Here is a 20,072-nt window from a genome sequence, read left to right on the forward strand (position 1 = left end):
TTATAAATTCATATATGTAAGAATTCAGCTTGCCTTGCTGCTAAGAAAATTAAACACCATTCGATATAAACTTTCAATGGAGGAGGGTTGAAGGTTGGTAGTAAATTTATTAAATTAATATATATATGATTTCAATATGTAACGTCAGGAGATTGTTCATGTTAAAAGCGAACGGGGAACCGAAATTCATGGCGCTATATGAAGCGCTGGCAAGCGAAGTGCGGTGGCGGATTATGGGCTTGATTGCCGATAACGAAATGAATGTAAAAGATATTGCGGCTATGCTTGAACTTAGCCCCTCCATCGTTACCATGCACATAAGGAAACTCGAGCAAGCCGGATTAATCGGGAGCCGCAGGGTCCGTATAAACGGAGGGACGCACAAAATATGCTTCCTCACACAAAAAAACATTGAGATCGAACTGCCTTTCGCCAGCCGGGCTACGAAGAGCAGAGAACAAACCATTTCAGTCGGTCATTATACCGCATTTGAAGTTCATCCTACTTGCGGACTTGGCACGCACGAGAAAGAAATCGGTGTTTGGGACGATCCGCGCTATTTTCTCGACCCCGAGCGGGTTCATGCTGCCATTTTGTGGTTCGGAAGGGGCTACGTAGAGTATAAAACACCTAACTATCTGCTTCCTGATCAAACGCCAGAGGCTATCGAGATTTCAGTGGAAATGGCTTCGGAAGCGCCGGGCCTGCGAGATTATTGGCCTTCGGACATCCGGTTCACGTTTAACGGTGTCGCACTTGGAATATGGACAAGCCCGGCAGACTTCGGAAGAGCTGCTAGGGGAATATATACACCGAAATGGTGGCATCGAAATGTGAATCAATACGGACTATTGAAGACGATCCGCATTGACGCTTCAGGTACGTTTATAGATGGAGAGTGGATGTCGGACGTAACTGTTGATGATATCAAGCTAAAGGAACAATTCTGGACCCTTCGTTTCGCGGTTGAAGAGGATTCTGTAAATGTAGGCGGATTGACGCTCTATGGGGCCGGTTTCGGCAATCATGATCAAGATATTGTAATTCGTGCATACCTTAGCGAGTGATAGACAGGTGTGTATATTATTTTATAATGATCAATTTCTACCATTCCGTTCATTAATGAACAAATCGCAGGGTATTAACAATAGGCAAGGTCTTTAATATCTTTATAATAGACGTGTACACATTAAAGTATCCATTCATCATAAAAATGAGGCTGAACATGATTTCATCTATGAACAGAAAGAAGGACATAATAATGAAAAATGAACAACTCAGCAATAGTACCATTTTCCCGTTAGGAGAGAAGGTACAAGCATATTTTACAGGTGACGCTTATCTGCAAATGGTGTTTACAGATCCAGCGCCTCTGAATACCGTGATCGGCAATGTAACCTTTGCTCCAGGAGCCCGCAATAACTGGCATGCTCATCAGGTTGGACAGGTTCTGTTAGTTACAGGCGGCAATGGCTGGTATCAGGAAGAAGGCAAACCCGCCCGTTCACTCACAACTGGTGATGTGGTCAATATTCCGCCTAACGTGAAGCATTGGCATGGTGCGACAAAGGACAGCTGGTTTGTGCACCTGGCTATGACCCCAGGAACCACGGATTGGTTCGAAGCCGTCGATGATGCATGGTTTGATGAATTGTAGGAAAGAGGAGGTTGGACCTGTGGAATATATCAAATTTGGCCATACAGGAATGGACGTATCGCGGATTTGTCTGGGGTGTATGAGCTTTGGAAGTGTACTGCCAGGATGGCATCAATGGGTACTTGATGAGGATAACAGCCGCCCTATCATAAAAAGAGCTCTTGAGCTCGGGATTAACTTTTTTGATACAGCGAATGTCTATGCGAATGGAACCAGTGAGGAGATTATTGGACGGGCTCTAAAGGATTATGCGAACCGGGATGAAATTGTTCTCGCCACAAAGGTCTGGGGACGCATGCATCAAGGTCCAAATGGTTCGGGGCTGTCCCGTAAGGCTATTATGAGCGAAATCGACAAAAGCTTGAAGCGGCTAGGGACTGATTATGTAGATCTCTACATCATTCACCGCTGGGATTACCATACGCCAATCGAAGAAACTATGGAAGCCATGCACGATGTAGTGAAGTCCGGGAAGGCCAGATATATCGGCGCTTCTGCCATGTTCGCATGGCAATTTCAAAAGGCGTTACATGTAGCGGAGAATAATGGCTGGACTCGTTTTGTATCCATGCAAAATCACCTTAATCTCATTTACCGGGAAGAGGAAAGGGAGATGATGCCGCTCTGCAAGGACTACAAAATTGCTGTGACACCTTATAGTCCACTGGCATCAGGAAGACTGATCCGCGATTGGTCGGAAAGCACCCATAGATCCGAAACCGATCTCATTCAAAAAGCCAAATACGATTCGAGTGCAGCTGCAGACCGTCTGATCATTGAACGTGTGGCGTCACTTGCAGAAAAACACGGTGTACCCCGCATTCATATTGCTCTAGCCTGGCTGCTGCAGAAAGAATCTGTAGCTGCTCCTATTATCGGCGCGACGAAGCTATCGCAACTCGAAGATGCAGCAGGTGCTCTGTCGGTGAAATTATCCACGGAAGAAGTTTCATTCCTTGAAGAACTTTATATTCCGCATCCAATAGTTGGAGCGCAGTAAATGAATGAACGCAGCCTGGGAACGACATCATAAGGATGTAGTATACATCTCAGTTTCCCGAGGAGGATTCTTGTATGGCTCACCAGATGAGAAGGAAAGAAGCTGCCTGGAAGTCACGAAAGCAAGAACAGCATCCCCATGGTAAAATCAAATCGCTTAAGGTTTTGTCCAGCGAATATGAAGAGAAGCATACTACTTTGTAAGGGAAGAAAGACTGCCAGGAGAGTGCGCTGGCGGTCTTTTTTCATTAAGTCATTTCGGGACTGAAAAGAAATCGCTCCAGGGCGATTTCTTTTTTTGTACTTTTATCAAGTGCAATGACTAGATCATGCTATTCCTATGACTTGAAAATGAAGGTTTGGCTAAATGAAAGTGTACTACAATGTGGAGTGAACAGAGAGCTTGAATCTGTATAAAAAATAGACAGGAGTGCGGATGTATGCAGTACACCAATCCCGTAATACCGGGCTTTCATCCTGACCCCAGTATTTGCCGTGTGGGCGAAGATTATTACTTAGCCACAAGTTCGTTTGAATATTTTCCAGGCGTCCCTATCTTTCATAGTAAGGATCTGGTTCATTGGCGGCAGATCGGTCATTGCCTCACTACAGAGCAACAGCTTCCACTAACAGGCGCATGGAGTTCAGGCGGAATCTACGCACCAACCCTCCGGTACCACGACGGCTGGTTTTATATGGTGACCACCAATGTTAGCGGAGGCGGTAGTTTCTTTGTCAAGGCACACAATCCCGAAGGACCCTGGTCGGAGCCCATACAGGTTGCCCAGAAGGGCATCGATCCCTCTCTATTGTTTGATGACGACGGCCGTGTATATTTACAGTCTCCAACGACTGGTGTTGAAGGCGACGGCATCTATCAATGCGAGATGGATCTGGAGACCGGAGGCAGACGGTCAGAAAGCCGCTTGATTTGGAAAGGTACGGGGGGGGCTCATCCCGAAGGTCCGCATTTATATAAAATCAACGGACTATATTATCTGATGATCGCCGAAGGGGGAACCGAATACGGACACATGGAAACGATTGCAAGAAGTAATCAACCCTTTGGACCCTTTGAACCCTGCCCCCATAATCCAATTCTTACGAATCGAAGCATGGGAAACGGCATACATGCAACGGGGCATGCGGATTTAATTGAAGCTCATGACGGAACTTGGTGGGCTGTGTGCTTGGGGATAAGAACGGTGTCTTACCCTATGGGACATCATCTGGGAAGAGAGGTGTTCCTGGCACCTGTCAATTGGACATCTGATGGATGGCCCGTGGTAGGTAATAATACGCATATTGAACCAGTCATGGATGCTCCGAAGCTTCCTCAAGTGTTGTGGCCGGATAAGCCGCCCAGAGATGACTTCGATGATGAAAAGCTGGATATGATGTGGACTTTTTTGCGCAACCCTGCTGGGGGGAGCTGGTCATTGACGGAACGCAAAGGTTATCTTGTCCTCTATGGACAAGCGGCATCCTTAGATGAGGTTGGGACTCCTGCTTTTGTAGGACGTCGTCTGTGTCACTTTTCCTGCAGGGCTGTGGCTAAGCTGGAGTTCGAACCACAGCATGACGGGGAAGAAGCGGGATTAACAATGTATATGGATGAAGAGCATCATTACGATCTGGCTATAAAATTCATTCAGGGCCGCAGGAAGCTGATCTTCCGGCGGACAGTCGGCTCCATGCAGATGGTAGAGCTACGTGATTGTCCCGAAGGAGCGATTGAGCTCCAGTTTCAAGCGCTGCCTGAGAAATTTGTGGCTTCATTCCGATCTTCACAAACGGGAGAAATAGAAATGGGATGGGGAGAAACGCATCTTCTCTCAACTGAAGTCGCCGGCGGGTTTGTGGGAGTAATGGCTGCCATGTATGCAATCTCTGAAGCGCAGAACCCCGCTCCTGCATCATTTGACTGGTTCGATTATGAGCCATTCCAATAGGATACATGGTTCGATGTACAGATCAGCTCTTTCTGTCTGAACAGGCCTTAGTTTTCAGAGAATACAGGCCGCACTTGTGGTTCTTGCATTTTACGAAATGCTTTCGGGGTCATGCCGAAGCTTTTTTTGAATTGGCGTGTGAGGTAATTGCTGTCATTAAAACCACACTCGTAAGAAATATCCGTTATGGAACGGTTTGTCTGCTTAAGCAGTGTGCAGGCACGTTCCAAACGCAGCCGGTGAAGATAAGCAATCGGTGTCGTCCGGTAATACGACTGGAAAATCCGGTTTAAATGTCTGACAGATATGTCAGATTTGGACGCAATCTCCTCCAGAGTCACTTGTTCCAGGTAGTGGTCCTCGATGTAAGAAATTGCACTGGCCAGATGCATCAGACTGTTGGCTACGCCGTTCTCCTGGTGGTCATATTGCCTGGACAGATATACAACAAGCTCCATGAACCTGGAAGCGAGCATGGTCTGATACCCTTGTTGCTTCGTTTCATATTCTATAATCATAACCGAAACTAGAGCTGTGACATGTTCAAGGCTGGCTATCGACATGTTCAGTTTGCTTTTGTACGGATTAATGCTGCGGTAGAACGGTTCCAAAATGAAAAGCGCCTGATAACCATCCAAGGACCGTAAATCCGGTCCGGCAGACTTCAACATATCCGGCTTGTACATGATGTTGCAAATCTTGAATTCGTGCGGGGCCATATAGGCATGATGGGTCCCGCCGTTCAGGACAAATACATTCCCTTTCTTGATAAATGATTCTTCATTGTTGACGATATGTGTAGCATGACCATTTAATACGATGACCAGCTCAGAGAAATCGACATGTTTATGGAGGGACATTTCTTCTTCATGTCCTCCATACTGAATGAAAAATGGAAACTGTTCGTCGGTCGTAAACCAGTTTAAATATACATTGCTCAAAATAATACCACCCAATCCATTGTTGTTCATGTCTATATTATGCTATTTCGTGACTTGATTATCAAGGTTTTCACTAGGACCAAAAGTTAAAATAAAGACGAAAACAGTCACTCTTAACACACCAAAAGGGGGAAATGATGACCATGATTCAAAAATTGCCCAAGACCTGCGGAATAGCACTTTTAGCAAGTGCACTCCTTCTATCAGCAGGCTGCAGCAGCTCGAAAAACAATTCTGCGAATACCGCAAATGACAGCACCGGTAGTGATACCAGTCCGATAACATTTTCATTTTTTGGAGCGGATGCAAATCCGAACTGGAATAAAATGCAAGATGATGTGGGGAAAGAAATCACCGCAAAAACCGGAGTAACCCTTAATGCCGAATTTGATGTGGGCAATGGCGGAGGGGACAGGATCTCTTTAATGGCTGCCAGCGGGGATTTTCCAGATATCATCTACGCCAAAGGTGAGCTTGGCAAACTGGTGGATGCAGGAGCGATTATCGATTTGACGGATCTTATCGACAAATACGCTCCACATATTAAAAAGGTCATGAGCAAAGATATGAACCGTATGAAATACAGCAACGAAAACCAGGCCATCTATTCGATACCCACCAACACAGGTGTTGACCAGCAGTATTTTGACGTTACGGGCGGTTTTGAAGTTCAGCTTCGTGTACTCAAAGAATTAGGATATCCGGAGATTAAAACCGTTCAGCAATTTGAAAGCGCCCTCAAAGAATATGTGGCTAAACATCCGACAACCGATGGGCAGCCGACGATTCCGTTATTGCTCAATGCGGATGGCTGGAAGAGTATGATTACCGTAACCAATCAAGCTGCGGCGACTACGGGTGGTGCAGGTGACGGTGAATACTATGTGGTTCCGGAAACCTATCAAACCATGCTGCACTACAAACGTCCGGAAGAAAAAGACTACTTCCGCTGGCTGAATCATATGTATAACGAAGGACTACTGGATAAGGATTCTTTTGTAGAAAAGGATGATCAGTATAAATCAAAAATCTCCAGCGGGCGAGTACTCGGTCTCACTTCTGTAGAATGGGAGTATGGAGACGCTGAAAATGCTCTGAAATCAGCAGGTAAAGATGAATATTCGTATGGTCATTTTCCGGTGACTATGGGCGAGCAGTACAAAGATAACACCCTCCAGGCCATCGGAGTTGACGGTTATGGTATCAGCATTACTACAGCCTGCAAAGACCCGGTTCGCGCCATTAAATTCATAGACTGGTTATCCTCTGATGAAGGTCAGGTACTGCGAAATTGGGGGGTGGAAGGCAAACAGTACAATATTGAGAATGGAGTACGTGTGATCCCGGATGAGATCCGCAATCAGAAGGTGAATGATTCAGCCAATTTCGGGAAACATACAGGCATCGATCTATATACAATTTTCGGAGTCCGTTATGGAGACGGTGTAAAGGACTCAACAGGCAATTACTATACTATGAACTTCCCGGAACAAATCATCGCGAGTTACTCGGATGCTGAGAAGGAAGCATTAGCGGCATATAAAGCGACAACGTGGAAGGATCTGTTCCCGGCCGAGGATGAGTTCCCTGTCAAAGAATGGGGGGCACTGTATAACATGCAGGTTCCGACGGATGGAGATTATCAGGTCATTTACCAGAAGACCCAAGATATTGTCCACAAGCGCATTCCGGAAGCCATTCTCTCTAGCCCAGCAGACTTTGACAAAATATATGATGCATTCCTCGACGAATTGAACAAAGTTGGAGCAGAGAAAATGGAGAAGGAATATACCGAGCTGGTGAAAGCAAGAGTTTCACTTTTTACCGGCAAGGATATTAAATAACACAAGTAAGCATATGCAAGACCCTTACCTGTATTGAGGTGAGGGTCTTTATGTCTGTATATCTTCAAACCTCCAGAGTGTTCTGAAGCTTTGAATAAGTTAATAAGTGGATTTCAAGCATTTGAACTGTTAAGATAATATTTACGTTATTAAAGGTTATAGGAAAATGAGGACAACGGAATGATGAAAATTTTTAGGCATAAAGCTTATTTTATCGGAATACATGTTTTATTGTTTATTTCCTTGTTTGTGGCACTATACGCGTGCTCCCCGTCCATTCGGGTTAAAGTTAAAGGAATTATGGATCCTCCGGATAAAGTATCTATAATTGCCCATCGCGGCGCTTCCGGATATGCTCCTGAGAACACAATGCCTTCCTTTGAGCTGGCGCTTGAAATGCAGTCGGATTATATTGAACTCGACATTCACTTAACCAAAGATCATATTCCTGTCGTGATTCATGATGAGACCGTCAATCGCACAACAAATGGCAAAGGGTATGTAAGAAACATGACTTTAGCACAGATTAGACGCCTGGACGCAGGTTCATGGTTCAATGAGGCTTATCCGATGTTTGCCAGAGAGAAATATGCAGCGACACCCATTCCCACACTTGATGAGGTATTCGACACTTTCGGGAAAAATATCAGCTATATCCTTGAAATCAAGGACTCAACTAATGAGACTAATATTGAATCCTTATTAAACGAATATATTATGAAATATGATTTGAAGAATGTGGTGTCCATTCATTCATTCAGTAGAGCCAGTTTACGTAAATTTCATACAATAAATCCGGAAATTCCGCTCTATCAACTCGTTTGGAATGATTATTCCCAGGTGAGAGTCTCAGCAGCTTTTCTGAAGGATGTGAAATCCTACGCTGTTGGAATTAGCCCCAACTTTCAGGGAATCACTTCGGCTTATGTGGCGCAGTTGAAGAGGGCCGGACTCAAAGTGATGCCGTATACGGTGAATTACCAGCTCAACATGAATAAAGCCTATCTATGGGGTGTGGACGGGGTGTATACCAATTTCCCTGACCGTTTTCTTGAAGTCATTGAAACGAACCGAAAGAATGCCCAGTGGTAAAGCGATGGCCCTTACAAGCTGCTGAAGACGATATTGTGCAGCTTACGCGTAATCGCCATCGTACCGGCATCTTTTTTCTGGACCATAAACAGTACGGTCAGACCATCTTGAGGACTGTTGCTGAAATATGCCCCCAGCCAACCATCCCAGCCGTATTCGCCTTTGCCGCCGATAAATCCGGCTTTTCCGGTGTCGGTCATGACGCGCATCTGGTTGCCGTAGCTGTGCCCCTGCAATGAATGCCAAGTATCGAAGCCTTTTTGCTGACCATCCGTTAAACTAGCCGAGGTCATATATTGAACGGTTCTAGGCTTAAGCAATTGAACGCCATTATAGCTCCCTTGTTTCATAAGCATCGTTGTAAATTTTGCGGCATCGTCAATCGTAGAGACAAGTCCGGCACCGCCCGACTCAAATACCGGTTCACAGTCCATATGGTGGTTGATGCCCAGATGGCTGTCCGTGTACACCTTCAAGCCGCCTTCACCGTCATCCTGATAGACTTTCGCAAGACGGTTTCTTTTTTCTTCAGACAGCCAGAAACCGGTATCGTTCATTTCCAGCGGCTCCAATATTTCTTTTTTCAAAAATTGCCCGTACCGCATGCCGCTAACCGATTCTACAATAGCACCAAGGACGTCTGCCGACGTTCCGTATTGCCAGTAAGCTCCCGGCTCGAACGACAGGGGGCCTTGACCCAGGCGGTTTGCGAATTCCATTGTGCTCATTGGATTGTCACTATGTAAGCGGCTGTCCAGTTCCTGGAACAATATATCTGTCTGCTGTCCGGCTGTGTCGGTTCCGCCGTATACCAGTCCTGATGTCATATTCAGCAAGTCGTGAATGGTGACATCCCGGCTGACGGGTACCCGTTCGCCGTTTTTCTCAACCCGTTGATTTTTGAAACCCGGAATATACCGGCTTACAGGATCGAACAAATCGATTTCGCCACGTTCCAGGAGCATCATAACGGCTGTGGCAGTAACCGGTTTTGTCATCGAGTATAGACGGAAAATCGAATTTCTTGAAATACGGCGTCCCGTTTCGAGGTCGGCCAAGCCATCTTCATGATAAAAGACTTCGTTGCCGTCCTTGATTACCATAAAGTTCGCGCCGGCGATTTCCTTGTTATCGATACTTGCCCTCAGCGTTTTTTTCAATAGGTTGGTTATGTTTGACTCCAGCATATTTCTTAAGACTCCCTCTCCTGATAAGTTCCCTTAATCAAAACTAACTTTATCACTGGCTAAAGTGAATATTAAACGCTTTTGGGCAGATTGTATAGTACATGGATTATAGGCTTCTCTCTAAAAGGGCCCCGACTTGCTTCGCCATCTCATGCGGCGGATACGGCATCCCATTCCTAATCCACCATTCGATGACTCCAACGTACGCTGTCCCTGCATATTGCAGCATTACTTCATCACTTAATCCTGCGTTCCTATCGCTTTCCCTGTCAATCTCACCTTGGAATCCTTTCATAAAAGAAGCAAGAAGCCGCGTCCTAAAAGAGGATGGTGTTCCTTTACTTGCAAGCATCGTTGAAAAGAACAAATAGTTTTTCTCGAAATATTCAAAATAAGGTACAAGAGCATCCACCCAATTCAACTCACATGCCCAGGCGTCCATCTCCCCTAATTCATTAATGTGTATTTCTATGAGCTGATCCAGCAAATCAAATTTGTCCTGATAATGAAGATAAATAGTGCCGCGGTTGACATTTGCCCGGTCTGCCAGCTCCTGAATGGTAATATCATCAAAATTCTTTTCCATCATGAGTTCAATAACAGCATTTTTTAAAGATTCTTGGGTTTTGAGAATTCTGCGATCCACTTTTCCCATCGTAAATGATCACCAATCTTTCTTAGATCATGAATAGTTTTGATAGATTTGTTTATAAATCAACAAATAACGTCTTTTTGATCATTGAACATAGACTTTTTACTTATATAATAATGGACATGAGTTGATTAAACAAACTATTTTGGTTATGCGGAAAAATGAAAGGGGGAGGAGATCATGACTGACACAACGAAATAACTTAAGCTAGGAGTGTTTTTTTGGCTAAACCGAATAAAATGCTGGTTTTCATATTAACCTTAGGTGTATTCGGTATCATAAATACCGAGATGGGGGTTATAGGGATATTGCCTTCTCTTGCTGCCCACTTTGGTGTGAGTGTATCCAAGGCAGGGTGGCTGGTGAGTTTTTTTGCCCTGGCCGTTGCTGTTTCTGGTCCAACAATGCCGTTATTATTTTCAGGGATCAATCGGAAGCTGGTCATGCTGCTTGTGCTTGGCGTTTTTCTGCTTGGGAACATCGTATCCATATTTACAACTAACTTCACCATTGCATGGGTTGCCAGAGTAATTCCAGCTTTTTTTCATCCGATATATTGTTCATTGGCATTTACAGTAGCTGCAGGCTCTGTTGACATCAAAGATGCCCCAAAAGCTGTTTCTAAAGTTTTTATTGGTGTATCTGCAGGTATGGTAGCTGGTGTACCCATCGTGAGTTTCATTGCTAACTCCGCTTCCATTGAAATGGCACTGGCGTTCTTTGCACTTATTAATGCTATTGTATTTATCGCAACACTACTATTGGTACCATCTTTACCTGTTCAAGAAAGACTTACTTACGGATCTCAAATCAGAGTATTAAAGAAATCAATAGTTTGGTTTTCTATTATAGCTGTTATTTTATTGAACTCAGCCGTATTTGGTGTGTATAGCTATCTTGCTGAATATCTTAAGACGGTTACAAATATGTCTGCAAATTCAATCAGCATAATGTTAATTCTATTCGGCGGGGCCAATATTATCGGGAACGTTGCAGCAGGGAGATTACTTGCAAAAAATGCGAACAAATCAGTCATAACTTTCCCCTTTGCTTTAGGAACCGTTTATATTATTTTGTTCCTGGTCGGTCAGTTCAGTGTACCAATGGCTGTTCTCACTGCAATATGGGGGGTATTGGCAGGAATCGGGGGGAACTTCAATCAATATTGGATTAGTTCTGCAGCTCCGGAAGCCCCTGACTTTGCGAATGGATTGTTCTTAACATCTGCCAATCTAGGAACAACAGCTGGTGCAGCTGTAGGTGGATTGTTTATATCTAGTATGGGTACACAATATGTCGTATGGGTGGGAATCCTGTCCTTGATATTGAGTGTTGTAGCCATTTCACTTAGAAACTACTTTGCAGGAGGGTATTTATGAATAAGGTTAATGCACGTGCTACATTCAGTCCAGAAGGACCATTCAAACTGATCACGATAGAGCGCAGGGATCTAGAGCCGCATGATGTCCTGATTGAGATTAAGTTCGCAGGTATCTGCCATTCTGATATCCATACAGCTCGTGGCGAGTGGGGGCCGGTTGAGTATCCTCTTGTTCCTGGGCACGAGATCGCCGGGATTGTCACACAGATAGGTTCAGAAGTTAAAAAATATGCGATTGGTGACCGTGTCGGGGTTGGCTGTATGGTTGATTCCTGCAGAGAATGTGATAACTGCCATAAAGGGGAGGAGCAGTATTGCCAGGGCGGAATGACAGGTACTTACGGGGCTATAGACAGGTACGGGCAATTTACACAGGGGGGTTATTCCACTCATATTGTCGTAACGGAAGATTTCGTGGTTCGAATTCCCGACGGTATTGAGCTGGATGCTGCAGCTCCGTTGTTGTGTGCGGGTATCACGACGTACTCACCACTGCGTCATTGGGGAGCAGGGCCAGGCAAAAAGGTAGCTGTAGTTGGACTTGGAGGGCTTGGACACATGGCTGTAAAGATCGCTCATGCCATGGGGGCAGAAGTTACTGTTTTATCCCAATCGTTAAAGAAGAAGGACGACGGTCTGAAGCTTGGCGCGCAACATTATTACGCCACGAGCGATCCGGGAACATTTGCTGATTTGGCTGGCTCGTTCGACCTTATTGTGAATACTGTGAGTGCAAAGATTGATATTAGTTCCTATCTTTCGTTATTGGCGTTGGATGGTACTCTTGTCAATGTTGGTGCTCCAGCGGAGCCATTACCAGTTAACGTATTCTCACTTATCGGTCAGCGCCGGTCGTTTGCCGGTTCCATGATTGGTGGTATCCGCGAAACACAGGAAATGCTTGATTTTTGCGCGGAACACCACATTGCTCCTGAAATTGAGATAATTTCCGCCAATCAAATCGATGAGGCTTGGGAACGCGTCCTGGCTTCCGATGTCCGCTACCGGTTTGTAATCGACATCAGCACGATGGAGAATGAATAATCACGAAAGTGGACTTAGCGCTGCGGCCATTATTTTAATATAAGGTTATAAAGAAAGAATCTGCTACGGAAATAGCAGATTCTTTCTTTATAACTAATTCTTACAGAGAAGTTATTGTGTTCAGAATTTTAAATGTTATAATACCCCTAAGGGTATATGTAATTCGTAAATATTAAAAGGAGAGATTAACATGGCATTCAAGATTTCAAAAGAAATCACCCCCCAGAAGGTAGCAGCGCAGCTCAAGAATGGGGAGTCCCTAAATATGCTGGATGTCCGCGAACCTGGAGAATGGAGGGAGGGACACATCGCCGGTGCTAAACATATTCCACTTGGATTGCTGTTAGAACGGCGACATGAGCTTGATCAGTCACAAGAAACGATTGTCATCTGTCGAAGCGGGAACCGGAGCGGCCTGGCTTGTGAGTTGCTGAATGAGAAGGGGTATAATGTTGTGAACATGACGGGTGGGCTTAATGCCTGGACAGATGAATTGGTGCGTGACTAAAGCCGCTACTGAAAGGACAGGTCAATATGATAACACTTATATACTTTTTGACTGGAGCAGTGGTCTTATGGTTCTTACGCCAGATATGGCCCGTGCGTTCACTTTCCTATATTAATGCTCGAGATTGGGTGCAAGTAAAAGAACGGTTAAATTTGAAAATGCTTGATGTCAGAGATGCTTCGGATTATTTGGAAGAACATATTTCCGGCTCAATAAATATATCTTTAGGGCGCCTTCCTTTTGTATGGCACCACGATCTATCCCCGGATGATGGTGTAATCATTCTGTCCAAAACAGGGTATCACAGCAATAAAGCAGCAAGAATCCTCCGTAAGCACGGATTCCGTAATCTATATACAATACAAGGCGATGTTTGGCCTACAAGAGCGTGTTTTCAAAAAATACGCGCAAACAGAGGGAGTCATTGTGGACACAGATTCAATCATTAACATAGCTGTGATTAAATGCGGGCGGAATAGAAAGATAATCTCCCTTGCAGATCTGCTAACACTTCTTCCGGTACTTCTCTAACCTTAACGTCACTACCCAGGAAAAGTATCCAATTTGTCATTTCGGTCAATTCTCCAGGCTTTTTCACATGGATAAAAGTCTTTAGAATGGCTGTGGTCTGGTAAGGATTCGTATATGAAATTGAAATTTTAAATGGATGGTATTTTTTGAACTGGGCAATCGCTTTTGGACCAAGTTCAAGGACAAGGTTGATTTCTTCTTCCTGTTTACTAAGTTTTTCAAAAATCTTTTTCTTGCTTAATCTATTTTTCTCCGGATAGGGGATAATATTGGTGAGATAGTCGACAGGGAAAATTCGCTTCTTTTCTTCTTTTAAGTCAAAGCCTTCAATCAGCCAAAGGTTTTTTTCACGATAAAGGTGCATGAGATAAATGGGGTAGGACGTAATGACTTTCTCTTCCTCGATGGTAATCAATAAATAACTATCCAAAAGGAGGATTTGGATTAGTTTTTCCAGCATGGGATGGGGGAGATCGGAAAGATCAAGCAAGTCAGGATTATTAGGGTTGGTCCCTTCAAAAAATAAGGTTTGATTCAAAAGAAAAAGATCATCTTGCTGGTTTTCTGATATGAGGCCCAGTAGTTTTTCGGATAAAGACTGACGACTTTTTAGATAAGGGAGTTGCCCGTTTCTTGTGGCCATAAAGGCAATAAAAAGCGCTTTGACCTCATCATCGGTAAAGCGGACAACAGGAAGAACAGAGTTGCGCATGACAGAATACCCCCCATCCCTTCCAACTTCTGCGACAAGCGGCATTCCCATGGCCTCAATTTCTCTGATATCTCTAATAGCCGTCGAACGGGAGATGTTAAATTCCTGCATGATTTCAGAAATAGTAAAATGGGCGCGGTTGTTGATATACCTCATGATGATATTGATCCGTTCAACTTTTTTCATGGGGACTCCTAAACAGTATCATTTTTTGACATGATTTAAGGCTATCATATATTTATCAAGTGAAGAAGACAACTCATTTGATGAATCCACAAAAAAGGATGGTTTTGACTATGGCAGATTATTCCCTTGAAGAAAAAGACAGCTTTACCGTGATAGGCTTAGGAACTGAGCTCAAGAGTGATTACACAGATTATGCTGGCATTAACAAAGAAAAGTCTGACTTTTGGCAGGCCGTCAGCCAAGACGGAAGGCTTGATTATCTAAAAGGCATAGCCACCAATGACTATATTTTTGCCGTGAACGAAGCGGTGAATAACAAAATGATGCATTATGCCGGTGTTATGACCGAGGCAACTGCACCAGAAGAAGCTAGGGTTATCCAATTTCCTAAAGGGAAATACCTGGTTGTTAGAGGAGAAGCGGAGACGGCTGATGAATTAAATAATAAGCTTGCCGGCCTTGCCTTTGGTCAAGCCTTGCCGGAAGCCAAGGATTTCGCCTATGTCGGGGGACCTAATACAACGGTGGAGATGGGGCAGCGGGGCGGCTTAGTTATTGGTGAAATGTGGATCCCTGTGGTAAGGAAATAATCTGAACATAAGAGGAGTGCTGGAAATGTCCTACACCGTTGATTTTACAAATGTGTCTACGATTGGCTTGGAGTCTTCACCTGTAGTTGATACACTTGCAGGCTTACGCGCTAATGAAGCCCGTTACTTCATGAACAAATACAAACATGAATTTGAGGTTGTGCCAGCCAGTGAGAGCCAGGATGCTCTTGATTATGTGAACCGGATTTTGAAGGAAGAACGAGATATTGTTTTTGCGGCCAAGCCTTTAGAAACATCACGTTTTCAAGTGGAAAATATCCGGTTTACCTACGTCTTTTATGAGGATGGTCTTGCGCTCAACGTGATGTATACGGTGGATGACTCCAAGAAGCGGGCTGTAGGCTTTAAGCTATCTGAGGGGATGGAGATACCACAGGAGTTAGAAGGGAAGTTTAAGTTTGCCAGACAGAAGTCTAAACTGGCGGGAACAATCCGTGGTTCGTTTTTTGTAATTAAAGGAGAATATTAGAAGTAACGAATACAGGCAAGCCTTGGCAGGATTCCTTAGGCCACATATCAAAAAAAGAACCTGATGACTTCATCAGGTTCTTTAATATTGCATCTAAGCAGACGCGATGATATAATCGGTTTGCATCAAATTTAATATGTATTAGCATAGTAAAGGTATCTTATATTATTAATATACCATGCAGTCAAACTCTTGTCAAATTTTTTTCTCAATTTAATGGTTAGGGGAGATCTTGAATGAGTTCATTAGTTATCGGCTTTCAGGAAGTGGATGATACCCAGCTTCTACTTGTTGGGGGAAAAGGGCTCCATTTAGGAAAGTTATCGAAACTGCCTGGAATACAGGTACCTGAAGGATTCTGTGTTACAACAGTGGGATATCAAAGAGCCATCGAACAAAACGAAATGTATCATTCTTTGTTGGGTATACTAACCATGCTAAATGTTGAAGACCGGGCTCAAATTAGTAATGTCAGCCGGAAGCTTCGACAAATCATCGAAGAAGCAGAAATTCCTTCGGATGTCGTGAATGCAGTTACGTACTATCTTTCCCGGTTTGGAGAGGAGCAGGCTTATGCGGTACGTTCCAGTGCGACTGCTGAGGATTTACCGCATGCGTCTTTTGCTGGACAACAAGACACCTATTTAAATATCATCGGCGTTGATGTAATCCTGCAGCATATCAGCAAATGTTGGGCTTCCCTATTTACGGAGCGGGCGGTAATCTACCGGATGCAAAATGGATTTGACCACAGTCAAGTTTATTTATCCGTTATCGTGCAAAGAATGGTATACCCGGAAGCCTCAGGGGTATTATTTACCGCAGATCCGATTACTTCTAACCGGAAGCTGCTATCCATCGATGCGGTCTTTGGGTTTGGAGAAGCACTGGTCTCGGGCTTGGTATCTGCCGATGGTTATAAAGTACAGGAAGAGAAAATCGTTGAGAAGAGAATCGCAACCAAGAAGTTGGCTATCTATGGTTTAAAAGAAGGCGGAACAGAAACCCGGCAGATTGATCCTAAACGGCAAAAAGATCAAACACTTACTGAACAACAAATTTTACAGCTGGCACGCATCGGAAGGCAGATTGAAGGTTACTTTGGCTGCCCCCAGGACATCGAATGGTGTTTGGCCGAGAATACATTTTATATTGTCCAGAGCCGGCCAATTACTACTTTATACCCGATTCCTGAAACGAACGATCAAAACAATCACGTTTATGTATCTGTAGGCCATCAACAAATGATGACGGATCCCTTAAAACCACTGGGAATGTCATTATTCCAGTTAACCTCTTTTGGGCCCAGGTATAAAGCTGGCGGAAGATTATACGTGGATATCACACAGCATCTGTCTTCTCCTGCCGGCAGGGCCACTTTATTAAATAACCTTGGATCCGATCCGCTGATTAAAGGTGCACTCATGACCATAATAGAACGGGATTTCATTAAACTGCTCCCCGCAGATAATAAGGAATTGAGCCCCAGTAAAAACAATAAAGGGATGCCGTCTGCTGGTCTTCAGCCACAAACTGAAATCGATCCGGCAATCGTTCCTGATTTGATTAAACGAAATCAAACATCGATAGAAGAGCTTAAACAAAATATCCATACGAAATCAGGCTCCAATTTAATTGACTTTATTTTGGAAGATATCCAGCAATTAAAGAAGATCTTATTTGACCCGCAAAGTACGGCTGTGTTTATGGCTGCTATAAATGCTACATCATGGATCAATGAAAACATGAACGAGTGGTTAGGCGAAAAAAACGCAGCAGATACACTTTCCCAATCTGTACAGAGCAATATTACTTCGGAAATGGGGCTGGCACTAATGGATGTTGCGGATGTGATTCGTCCTTATCCAGAAGTGATTGATTATTTGCAGCATGCAAAAGAAGATGATTTTCTGGATGAACTGGTAAAGCTTGAGGGCGGACAGGAAACCCAAGACGCTATTCATGCTTATCTCGATAAATATGGAATGCGCTGTGTCGGAGAAATCGATATTACCAGAACGCGTTGGAGCGAGAAACCCACTGCCCTTATCCCGTTGATCCTGAATCACATCAGGAACTTTGAGCCTAACGCCGGCCATCTGAAATTTGAGCAAGGGCGCCAGGAAGCATTGAACAAAGAACAAGAGTTAATAGATCGATTGAAGCAATTACCGGACGGTGAACAAAAAGCCAAAGAGGCAAAACGAATGATCGACATCATCCGGAATTTCATCGGCTACCGGGAGTATCCAAAATACGGCATGGTAAGCCGCTACTTCATTTATAAGCAGGCTTTACTCAAAGAAGCTGAACAACTCGTTCAAGCTGGGGTTATCCATGACAAAGAAGATATGTACTATCTCACTTTTGAAGAACTTCATGAAGTCGTGCGTACAAATAAGCTGGATTACAAGATCATCAGCCAACGAAAAGAAGAGTACTCATTTTATGAGAAACTAACTCCCCCACGTGTCATTACGTCGGATGGTGAAGCAATCTCCGGTGAGTATAAACGGGAAAATATACCTGCTAATGCAATTGTAGGTTTACCCGTATCTACTGGAGTGATAGAAGGAAGAGCGCGTGTCATTTTAAACATGGAAAATGCCAATCTGGATGATGGAGATATATTAGTTACCACCTTTACTGACCCTGGCTGGACACCACTATTTGTATCTATAAAAGGTCTAGTCACCGAAGTTGGCGGACTCATGACTCATGGAGCCGTTGTCGCGCGTGAATATGGCTTGCCGGCAGTTGTCGGGGTGGAGAATGTTACCAAACTGATCAAAGACGGACAGAGAATTCGGGTGAATGGAACAGAAGGGTATATCGAAATACTGTAGGCAGTAGTTCATCTTCAGGTTTTCTCCACACCATGGAGTATTCGCTTAGAATTGCAGAAAGCGGCCATACACCTCATCAGTATTAAAAAACGTTACTTCCCTGTATGGCCGCATGGAGATTAGCACTCTCACTATGAACATTGAGATAAGAAGTAATTATTTCTCCCAAAGCTCGATCAGCCGGCCTTCAGGATCTTCAATCCAAACAAACTTTCCAAATTCACTAATCTCTATATTCTTGGCAAGAGGTACACCAATCTGTTCAAGATGTTGCATAGTCTCATTTAGATCGTGTACTTGGAAATTCAACATCACTTGTTGTTCGGTTGGAAAATAACTGTCATTCTCAGTAAAGAAAGAAAAGATCGTCTCATTTCCTGATTGGGGTTTAATCACAGTCCCATTCCAATTGTCTATTTCAATCTTCAACACTTCACTGTACCATTTTTTCACAACTTCAAGATTCTTGGTTCTCCAAAATATTCCTCCGAAACCTTTTATCATTGTATCCAGCTCCTGTCTGTCATCAAATTTTTAGTTGTCCGATTTGATATTCGAGATCGATATTCTTCCTCCTTTTTTAATGCCCTAAAAATATATTTTATTTTCTGATGAAATGGAATCTAAAGGAAAACACACAGGAGGATAGGGCTAAGAGGCTGGATTTTGAATTTCTTGCATAAGCTCCGCGTTATAATGGAAAACTTCTGTAGTGCGAATCAACACATTGATTCGATTTCTTAGGAGGTTAAACATTATGACAACTCAGGATCCGCAGGAGCTTCTTAGGCTTAAGCACGAGCAGGACGAGGAAAAAAGACAGTTCACAAATTTTGCCCGGGCTGTCTCCGGCCACGGTGAAGTAGAAGCAGGTCAGGAAAACAGTAAAGACCGGCTGCCTGACGATCAAAACCGTATGAAATCTGTGGAGAACAGACAAAATTAAGGATTAAAATGAAGGGGCCGTCTCAAAAGCCATGAAATGGCTACTTGAGACAGCCCCGCTGTTTTTGAGTTGGATGGACTTGCGCACTTGGTGCGGACGCTCCGCGAACGGACCGTTGCTACAATCGCTGTGCTCTCCAGATTTTATTTATTTCCCGTAGCGGTAAAAATCCGGAGAGCAAGGCGACCGCTACCGCTTTTCCGCAATCAGTCCGCCCTCTCCGCTGTTTAAGCGGGGGAACGTTCCTACAATTCTTTCAAAAATCACAAAAAGAAATCGCCCTTTGGTAAAATGGAAGTGTCGAGCAACCATTTCAAAAAAGGAGCGATTTCTTTGTACATTCAATATACCATGGACCAACTTTGCTTGCCAATGGATCTGGAAGAAGACATTCCAGAAAATCACCTCGTTCGTGTCGTTAACGCAGCCGTCAATCGGCTGGACGACTCCATCTTTGACGCTGCTTATCCCGGCGGCGGCCGCGACAGCTATCATCCTAAAATGCTCACCAAAG

21 protein-coding genes are annotated in these 20,072 nt (G+C 44.1%); 16 read left to right on the forward strand and 5 right to left on the reverse strand.

Going from position 1 to position 20,072, the window contains the following annotated elements:
* Positions 1–158: 158 nt before the first annotated feature.
* From A3842_RS30765 to A3842_RS30780, 5 genes are all read left to right on the forward strand, one after another.
* Positions 159–1,067 carry an ArsR/SmtB family transcription factor gene (locus tag A3842_RS30765; protein WP_074103858.1) on the forward strand — a complete coding sequence of 303 codons (909 nt, stop codon included), beginning with the start codon at positions 159–161 and terminating at the stop codon, positions 1,065–1,067.
* A 194-nt stretch (positions 1,068–1,261) separates the two neighbouring features.
* The gene (locus A3842_RS30770) at positions 1,262–1,657 is read left to right on the forward strand and encodes a cupin domain-containing protein (protein ID WP_074084400.1); all 396 of its coding nucleotides are present in this window, start codon (positions 1,262–1,264) and stop codon (positions 1,655–1,657) included.
* A 19-nt stretch (positions 1,658–1,676) separates the two neighbouring features.
* The gene (locus A3842_RS30775) at positions 1,677–2,657 is read left to right on the forward strand and encodes an aldo/keto reductase (protein WP_074103859.1); all 981 of its coding nucleotides are present in this window, start codon (positions 1,677–1,679) and stop codon (positions 2,655–2,657) included.
* 74 nt (positions 2,658–2,731) lie between these two features.
* A complete protein-coding gene (locus tag A3842_RS33555) occupies positions 2,732–2,860 on the forward strand; it encodes a DUF6254 family protein (protein ID WP_244169897.1) in 129 nt (42 codons plus the stop codon).
* 236 nt (positions 2,861–3,096) lie between these two features.
* Complete coding sequence (locus A3842_RS30780; RefSeq protein ID WP_074103860.1) at positions 3,097–4,608, forward strand: glycoside hydrolase family 43 protein; 1,512 nt, start codon at positions 3,097–3,099, stop codon at positions 4,606–4,608.
* Between the two features lie 47 nt (positions 4,609–4,655).
* Here A3842_RS30780 and A3842_RS30785 read toward each other — a convergent pair whose 3' ends face one another.
* Complete coding sequence (locus A3842_RS30785; RefSeq protein ID WP_074103861.1) at positions 4,656–5,549, reverse strand: helix-turn-helix domain-containing protein; 894 nt, start codon at positions 5,547–5,549, stop codon at positions 4,656–4,658.
* A gap of 143 nt (positions 5,550–5,692) precedes the next feature.
* Between A3842_RS30785 and A3842_RS30790 the strand changes: the two genes are divergently transcribed.
* Both A3842_RS30790 and A3842_RS30795 read left to right on the forward strand, forming a co-directional pair.
* Positions 5,693–7,393 (forward strand): ABC transporter substrate-binding protein, encoded by a 1,701-nt coding sequence (locus A3842_RS30790; protein ID WP_074103872.1) that lies wholly within the window; start codon positions 5,693–5,695, stop codon positions 7,391–7,393.
* Between the two features lie 300 nt (positions 7,394–7,693).
* Positions 7,694–8,485 carry a glycerophosphodiester phosphodiesterase family protein gene (locus A3842_RS30795; protein WP_178382445.1) on the forward strand — a complete coding sequence of 264 codons (792 nt, stop codon included), beginning with the start codon at positions 7,694–7,696 and terminating at the stop codon, positions 8,483–8,485.
* 11 nt (positions 8,486–8,496) lie between these two features.
* Here the strand turns inward: A3842_RS30795 and A3842_RS30800 are convergent, their stop codons facing one another.
* Positions 8,497–9,645, reverse strand: a complete 1,149-nt coding sequence (locus A3842_RS30800) for a serine hydrolase domain-containing protein (protein ID WP_256701949.1) — start codon at positions 9,643–9,645, stop codon at positions 8,497–8,499.
* Positions 9,646–9,778: 133 nt separating this feature from the next.
* Positions 9,779–10,327, reverse strand: a complete 549-nt coding sequence (locus A3842_RS30805; protein WP_074083352.1) for a TetR/AcrR family transcriptional regulator — start codon at positions 10,325–10,327, stop codon at positions 9,779–9,781.
* A gap of 218 nt (positions 10,328–10,545) precedes the next feature.
* Here A3842_RS30805 and A3842_RS30810 point away from each other — a divergent pair, with 218 nt between their 5' ends.
* The 4 genes from A3842_RS30810 to A3842_RS33835 all read left to right on the forward strand — a co-directional run bounded on the left by A3842_RS30810 (position 10,546) and on the right by A3842_RS33835 (position 13,706).
* Positions 10,546–11,703, forward strand: a complete 1,158-nt coding sequence (locus A3842_RS30810; protein WP_074083353.1) for an MFS transporter — start codon at positions 10,546–10,548, stop codon at positions 11,701–11,703.
* Positions 11,700–12,749 carry an NAD(P)-dependent alcohol dehydrogenase gene (locus A3842_RS30815; RefSeq protein ID WP_074103864.1) on the forward strand — a complete coding sequence of 350 codons (1,050 nt, stop codon included), beginning with the start codon at positions 11,700–11,702 and terminating at the stop codon, positions 12,747–12,749. Before A3842_RS30810 ends, A3842_RS30815 begins: the two co-directional genes overlap by 4 nt.
* 190 nt (positions 12,750–12,939) lie before the next feature.
* Positions 12,940–13,257: a rhodanese-like domain-containing protein gene (locus A3842_RS30820; RefSeq protein ID WP_074103865.1), complete on the forward strand. Its 318-nt coding sequence runs from the start codon at positions 12,940–12,942 to the stop codon at positions 13,255–13,257.
* Between the two features lie 26 nt (positions 13,258–13,283).
* On the forward strand, positions 13,284–13,706 hold the full coding sequence (locus A3842_RS33835) for a rhodanese-like domain-containing protein (protein ID WP_074103866.1): 423 nt from the start codon (positions 13,284–13,286) through the stop codon (positions 13,704–13,706).
* 11 nt (positions 13,707–13,717) lie between these two features.
* Here the strand turns inward: A3842_RS33835 and A3842_RS30830 are convergent, their stop codons facing one another.
* Positions 13,718–14,686: a helix-turn-helix transcriptional regulator gene (locus A3842_RS30830; RefSeq protein WP_074103867.1), complete on the reverse strand. Its 969-nt coding sequence runs from the start codon at positions 14,684–14,686 to the stop codon at positions 13,718–13,720.
* Positions 14,687–14,796: 110 nt separating this feature from the next.
* Between A3842_RS30830 and A3842_RS30835 the strand changes: the two genes are divergently transcribed.
* From A3842_RS30835 to ppsA, 3 genes are all read left to right on the forward strand, one after another.
* Positions 14,797–15,276: a GyrI-like domain-containing protein gene (locus A3842_RS30835; RefSeq protein ID WP_074083358.1), complete on the forward strand. Its 480-nt coding sequence runs from the start codon at positions 14,797–14,799 to the stop codon at positions 15,274–15,276.
* A gap of 25 nt (positions 15,277–15,301) precedes the next feature.
* Positions 15,302–15,766, forward strand: coding sequence for a phage tail protein (locus tag A3842_RS30840; protein ID WP_074103868.1), 465 nt, complete (start codon positions 15,302–15,304; stop codon positions 15,764–15,766).
* A gap of 236 nt (positions 15,767–16,002) precedes the next feature.
* The gene (ppsA, locus tag A3842_RS30845) at positions 16,003–18,612 is read left to right on the forward strand and encodes a phosphoenolpyruvate synthase (RefSeq protein ID WP_074103869.1); all 2,610 of its coding nucleotides are present in this window, start codon (positions 16,003–16,005) and stop codon (positions 18,610–18,612) included.
* 156 nt (positions 18,613–18,768) lie between these two features.
* Here ppsA and A3842_RS30850 read toward each other — a convergent pair whose 3' ends face one another.
* Positions 18,769–19,116 carry a VOC family protein gene (locus A3842_RS30850; RefSeq protein WP_074103870.1) on the reverse strand — a complete coding sequence of 116 codons (348 nt, stop codon included), beginning with the start codon at positions 19,114–19,116 and terminating at the stop codon, positions 18,769–18,771.
* A gap of 253 nt (positions 19,117–19,369) precedes the next feature.
* Between A3842_RS30850 and A3842_RS30855 the strand changes: the two genes are divergently transcribed.
* Together A3842_RS30855 and A3842_RS30860 are read left to right on the forward strand one after the other, a co-directional pair.
* Positions 19,370–19,558: a hypothetical protein gene (locus A3842_RS30855; RefSeq protein ID WP_074103871.1), complete on the forward strand. Its 189-nt coding sequence runs from the start codon at positions 19,370–19,372 to the stop codon at positions 19,556–19,558.
* 333 nt (positions 19,559–19,891) lie between these two features.
* On the forward strand, positions 19,892–20,072 hold a 181-nt coding region (locus A3842_RS30860; RefSeq protein WP_143186419.1), incomplete at its 3' end, for a transposase.

Source organism: Paenibacillus sp. P3E, assembly GCF_001909045.1.
Classification (GTDB): Bacteria; Bacillota; Bacilli; order Paenibacillales; family Paenibacillaceae; genus Paenibacillus_AQ; species Paenibacillus_AQ helianthi.

Bases quoted from the DNA above. Each gene is read 5' to 3' on its own strand.
- ppsA (WP_074103869.1), top strand. From the start codon at position 16,003: ATGAGTTCATTAGTTATCGGCTTTCAGGAAGTGGATGATACCCAGCTT.
- A3842_RS30765 (WP_074103858.1), top strand. From the start codon at position 159: ATGTTAAAAGCGAACGGGGAACCGAAATTCATGGCGCTATATGAAGCG.
- A3842_RS30790 (WP_074103872.1), top strand. From the start codon at position 5,693: ATGATTCAAAAATTGCCCAAGACCTGCGGAATAGCACTTTTAGCAAGT.
- A3842_RS30835 (WP_074083358.1), top strand. From the start codon at position 14,797: ATGGCAGATTATTCCCTTGAAGAAAAAGACAGCTTTACCGTGATAGGC.
- A3842_RS30805 (WP_074083352.1), bottom strand. From the start codon at position 10,327: ATGGGAAAAGTGGATCGCAGAATTCTCAAAACCCAAGAATCTTTAAAA.
- A3842_RS30830 (WP_074103867.1), bottom strand. From the start codon at position 14,686: ATGAAAAAAGTTGAACGGATCAATATCATCATGAGGTATATCAACAAC.
- A3842_RS30795 (WP_178382445.1), top strand. From the start codon at position 7,694: ATGGATCCTCCGGATAAAGTATCTATAATTGCCCATCGCGGCGCTTCC.
- A3842_RS33835 (WP_074103866.1), top strand. From the start codon at position 13,284: ATGATAACACTTATATACTTTTTGACTGGAGCAGTGGTCTTATGGTTC.
- A3842_RS30770 (WP_074084400.1), top strand. From the start codon at position 1,262: ATGAAAAATGAACAACTCAGCAATAGTACCATTTTCCCGTTAGGAGAG.
- A3842_RS30780 (WP_074103860.1), top strand. From the start codon at position 3,097: ATGCAGTACACCAATCCCGTAATACCGGGCTTTCATCCTGACCCCAGT.
- A3842_RS30850 (WP_074103870.1), bottom strand. From the start codon at position 19,116: ATGATAAAAGGTTTCGGAGGAATATTTTGGAGAACCAAGAATCTTGAA.
- A3842_RS30855 (WP_074103871.1), top strand. From the start codon at position 19,370: ATGACAACTCAGGATCCGCAGGAGCTTCTTAGGCTTAAGCACGAGCAG.
- A3842_RS30820 (WP_074103865.1), top strand. From the start codon at position 12,940: ATGGCATTCAAGATTTCAAAAGAAATCACCCCCCAGAAGGTAGCAGCG.
- A3842_RS30815 (WP_074103864.1), top strand. From the start codon at position 11,700: ATGAATAAGGTTAATGCACGTGCTACATTCAGTCCAGAAGGACCATTC.
- A3842_RS33555 (WP_244169897.1), top strand. From the start codon at position 2,732: ATGGCTCACCAGATGAGAAGGAAAGAAGCTGCCTGGAAGTCACGAAAG.
- A3842_RS30840 (WP_074103868.1), top strand. From the start codon at position 15,302: ATGTCCTACACCGTTGATTTTACAAATGTGTCTACGATTGGCTTGGAG.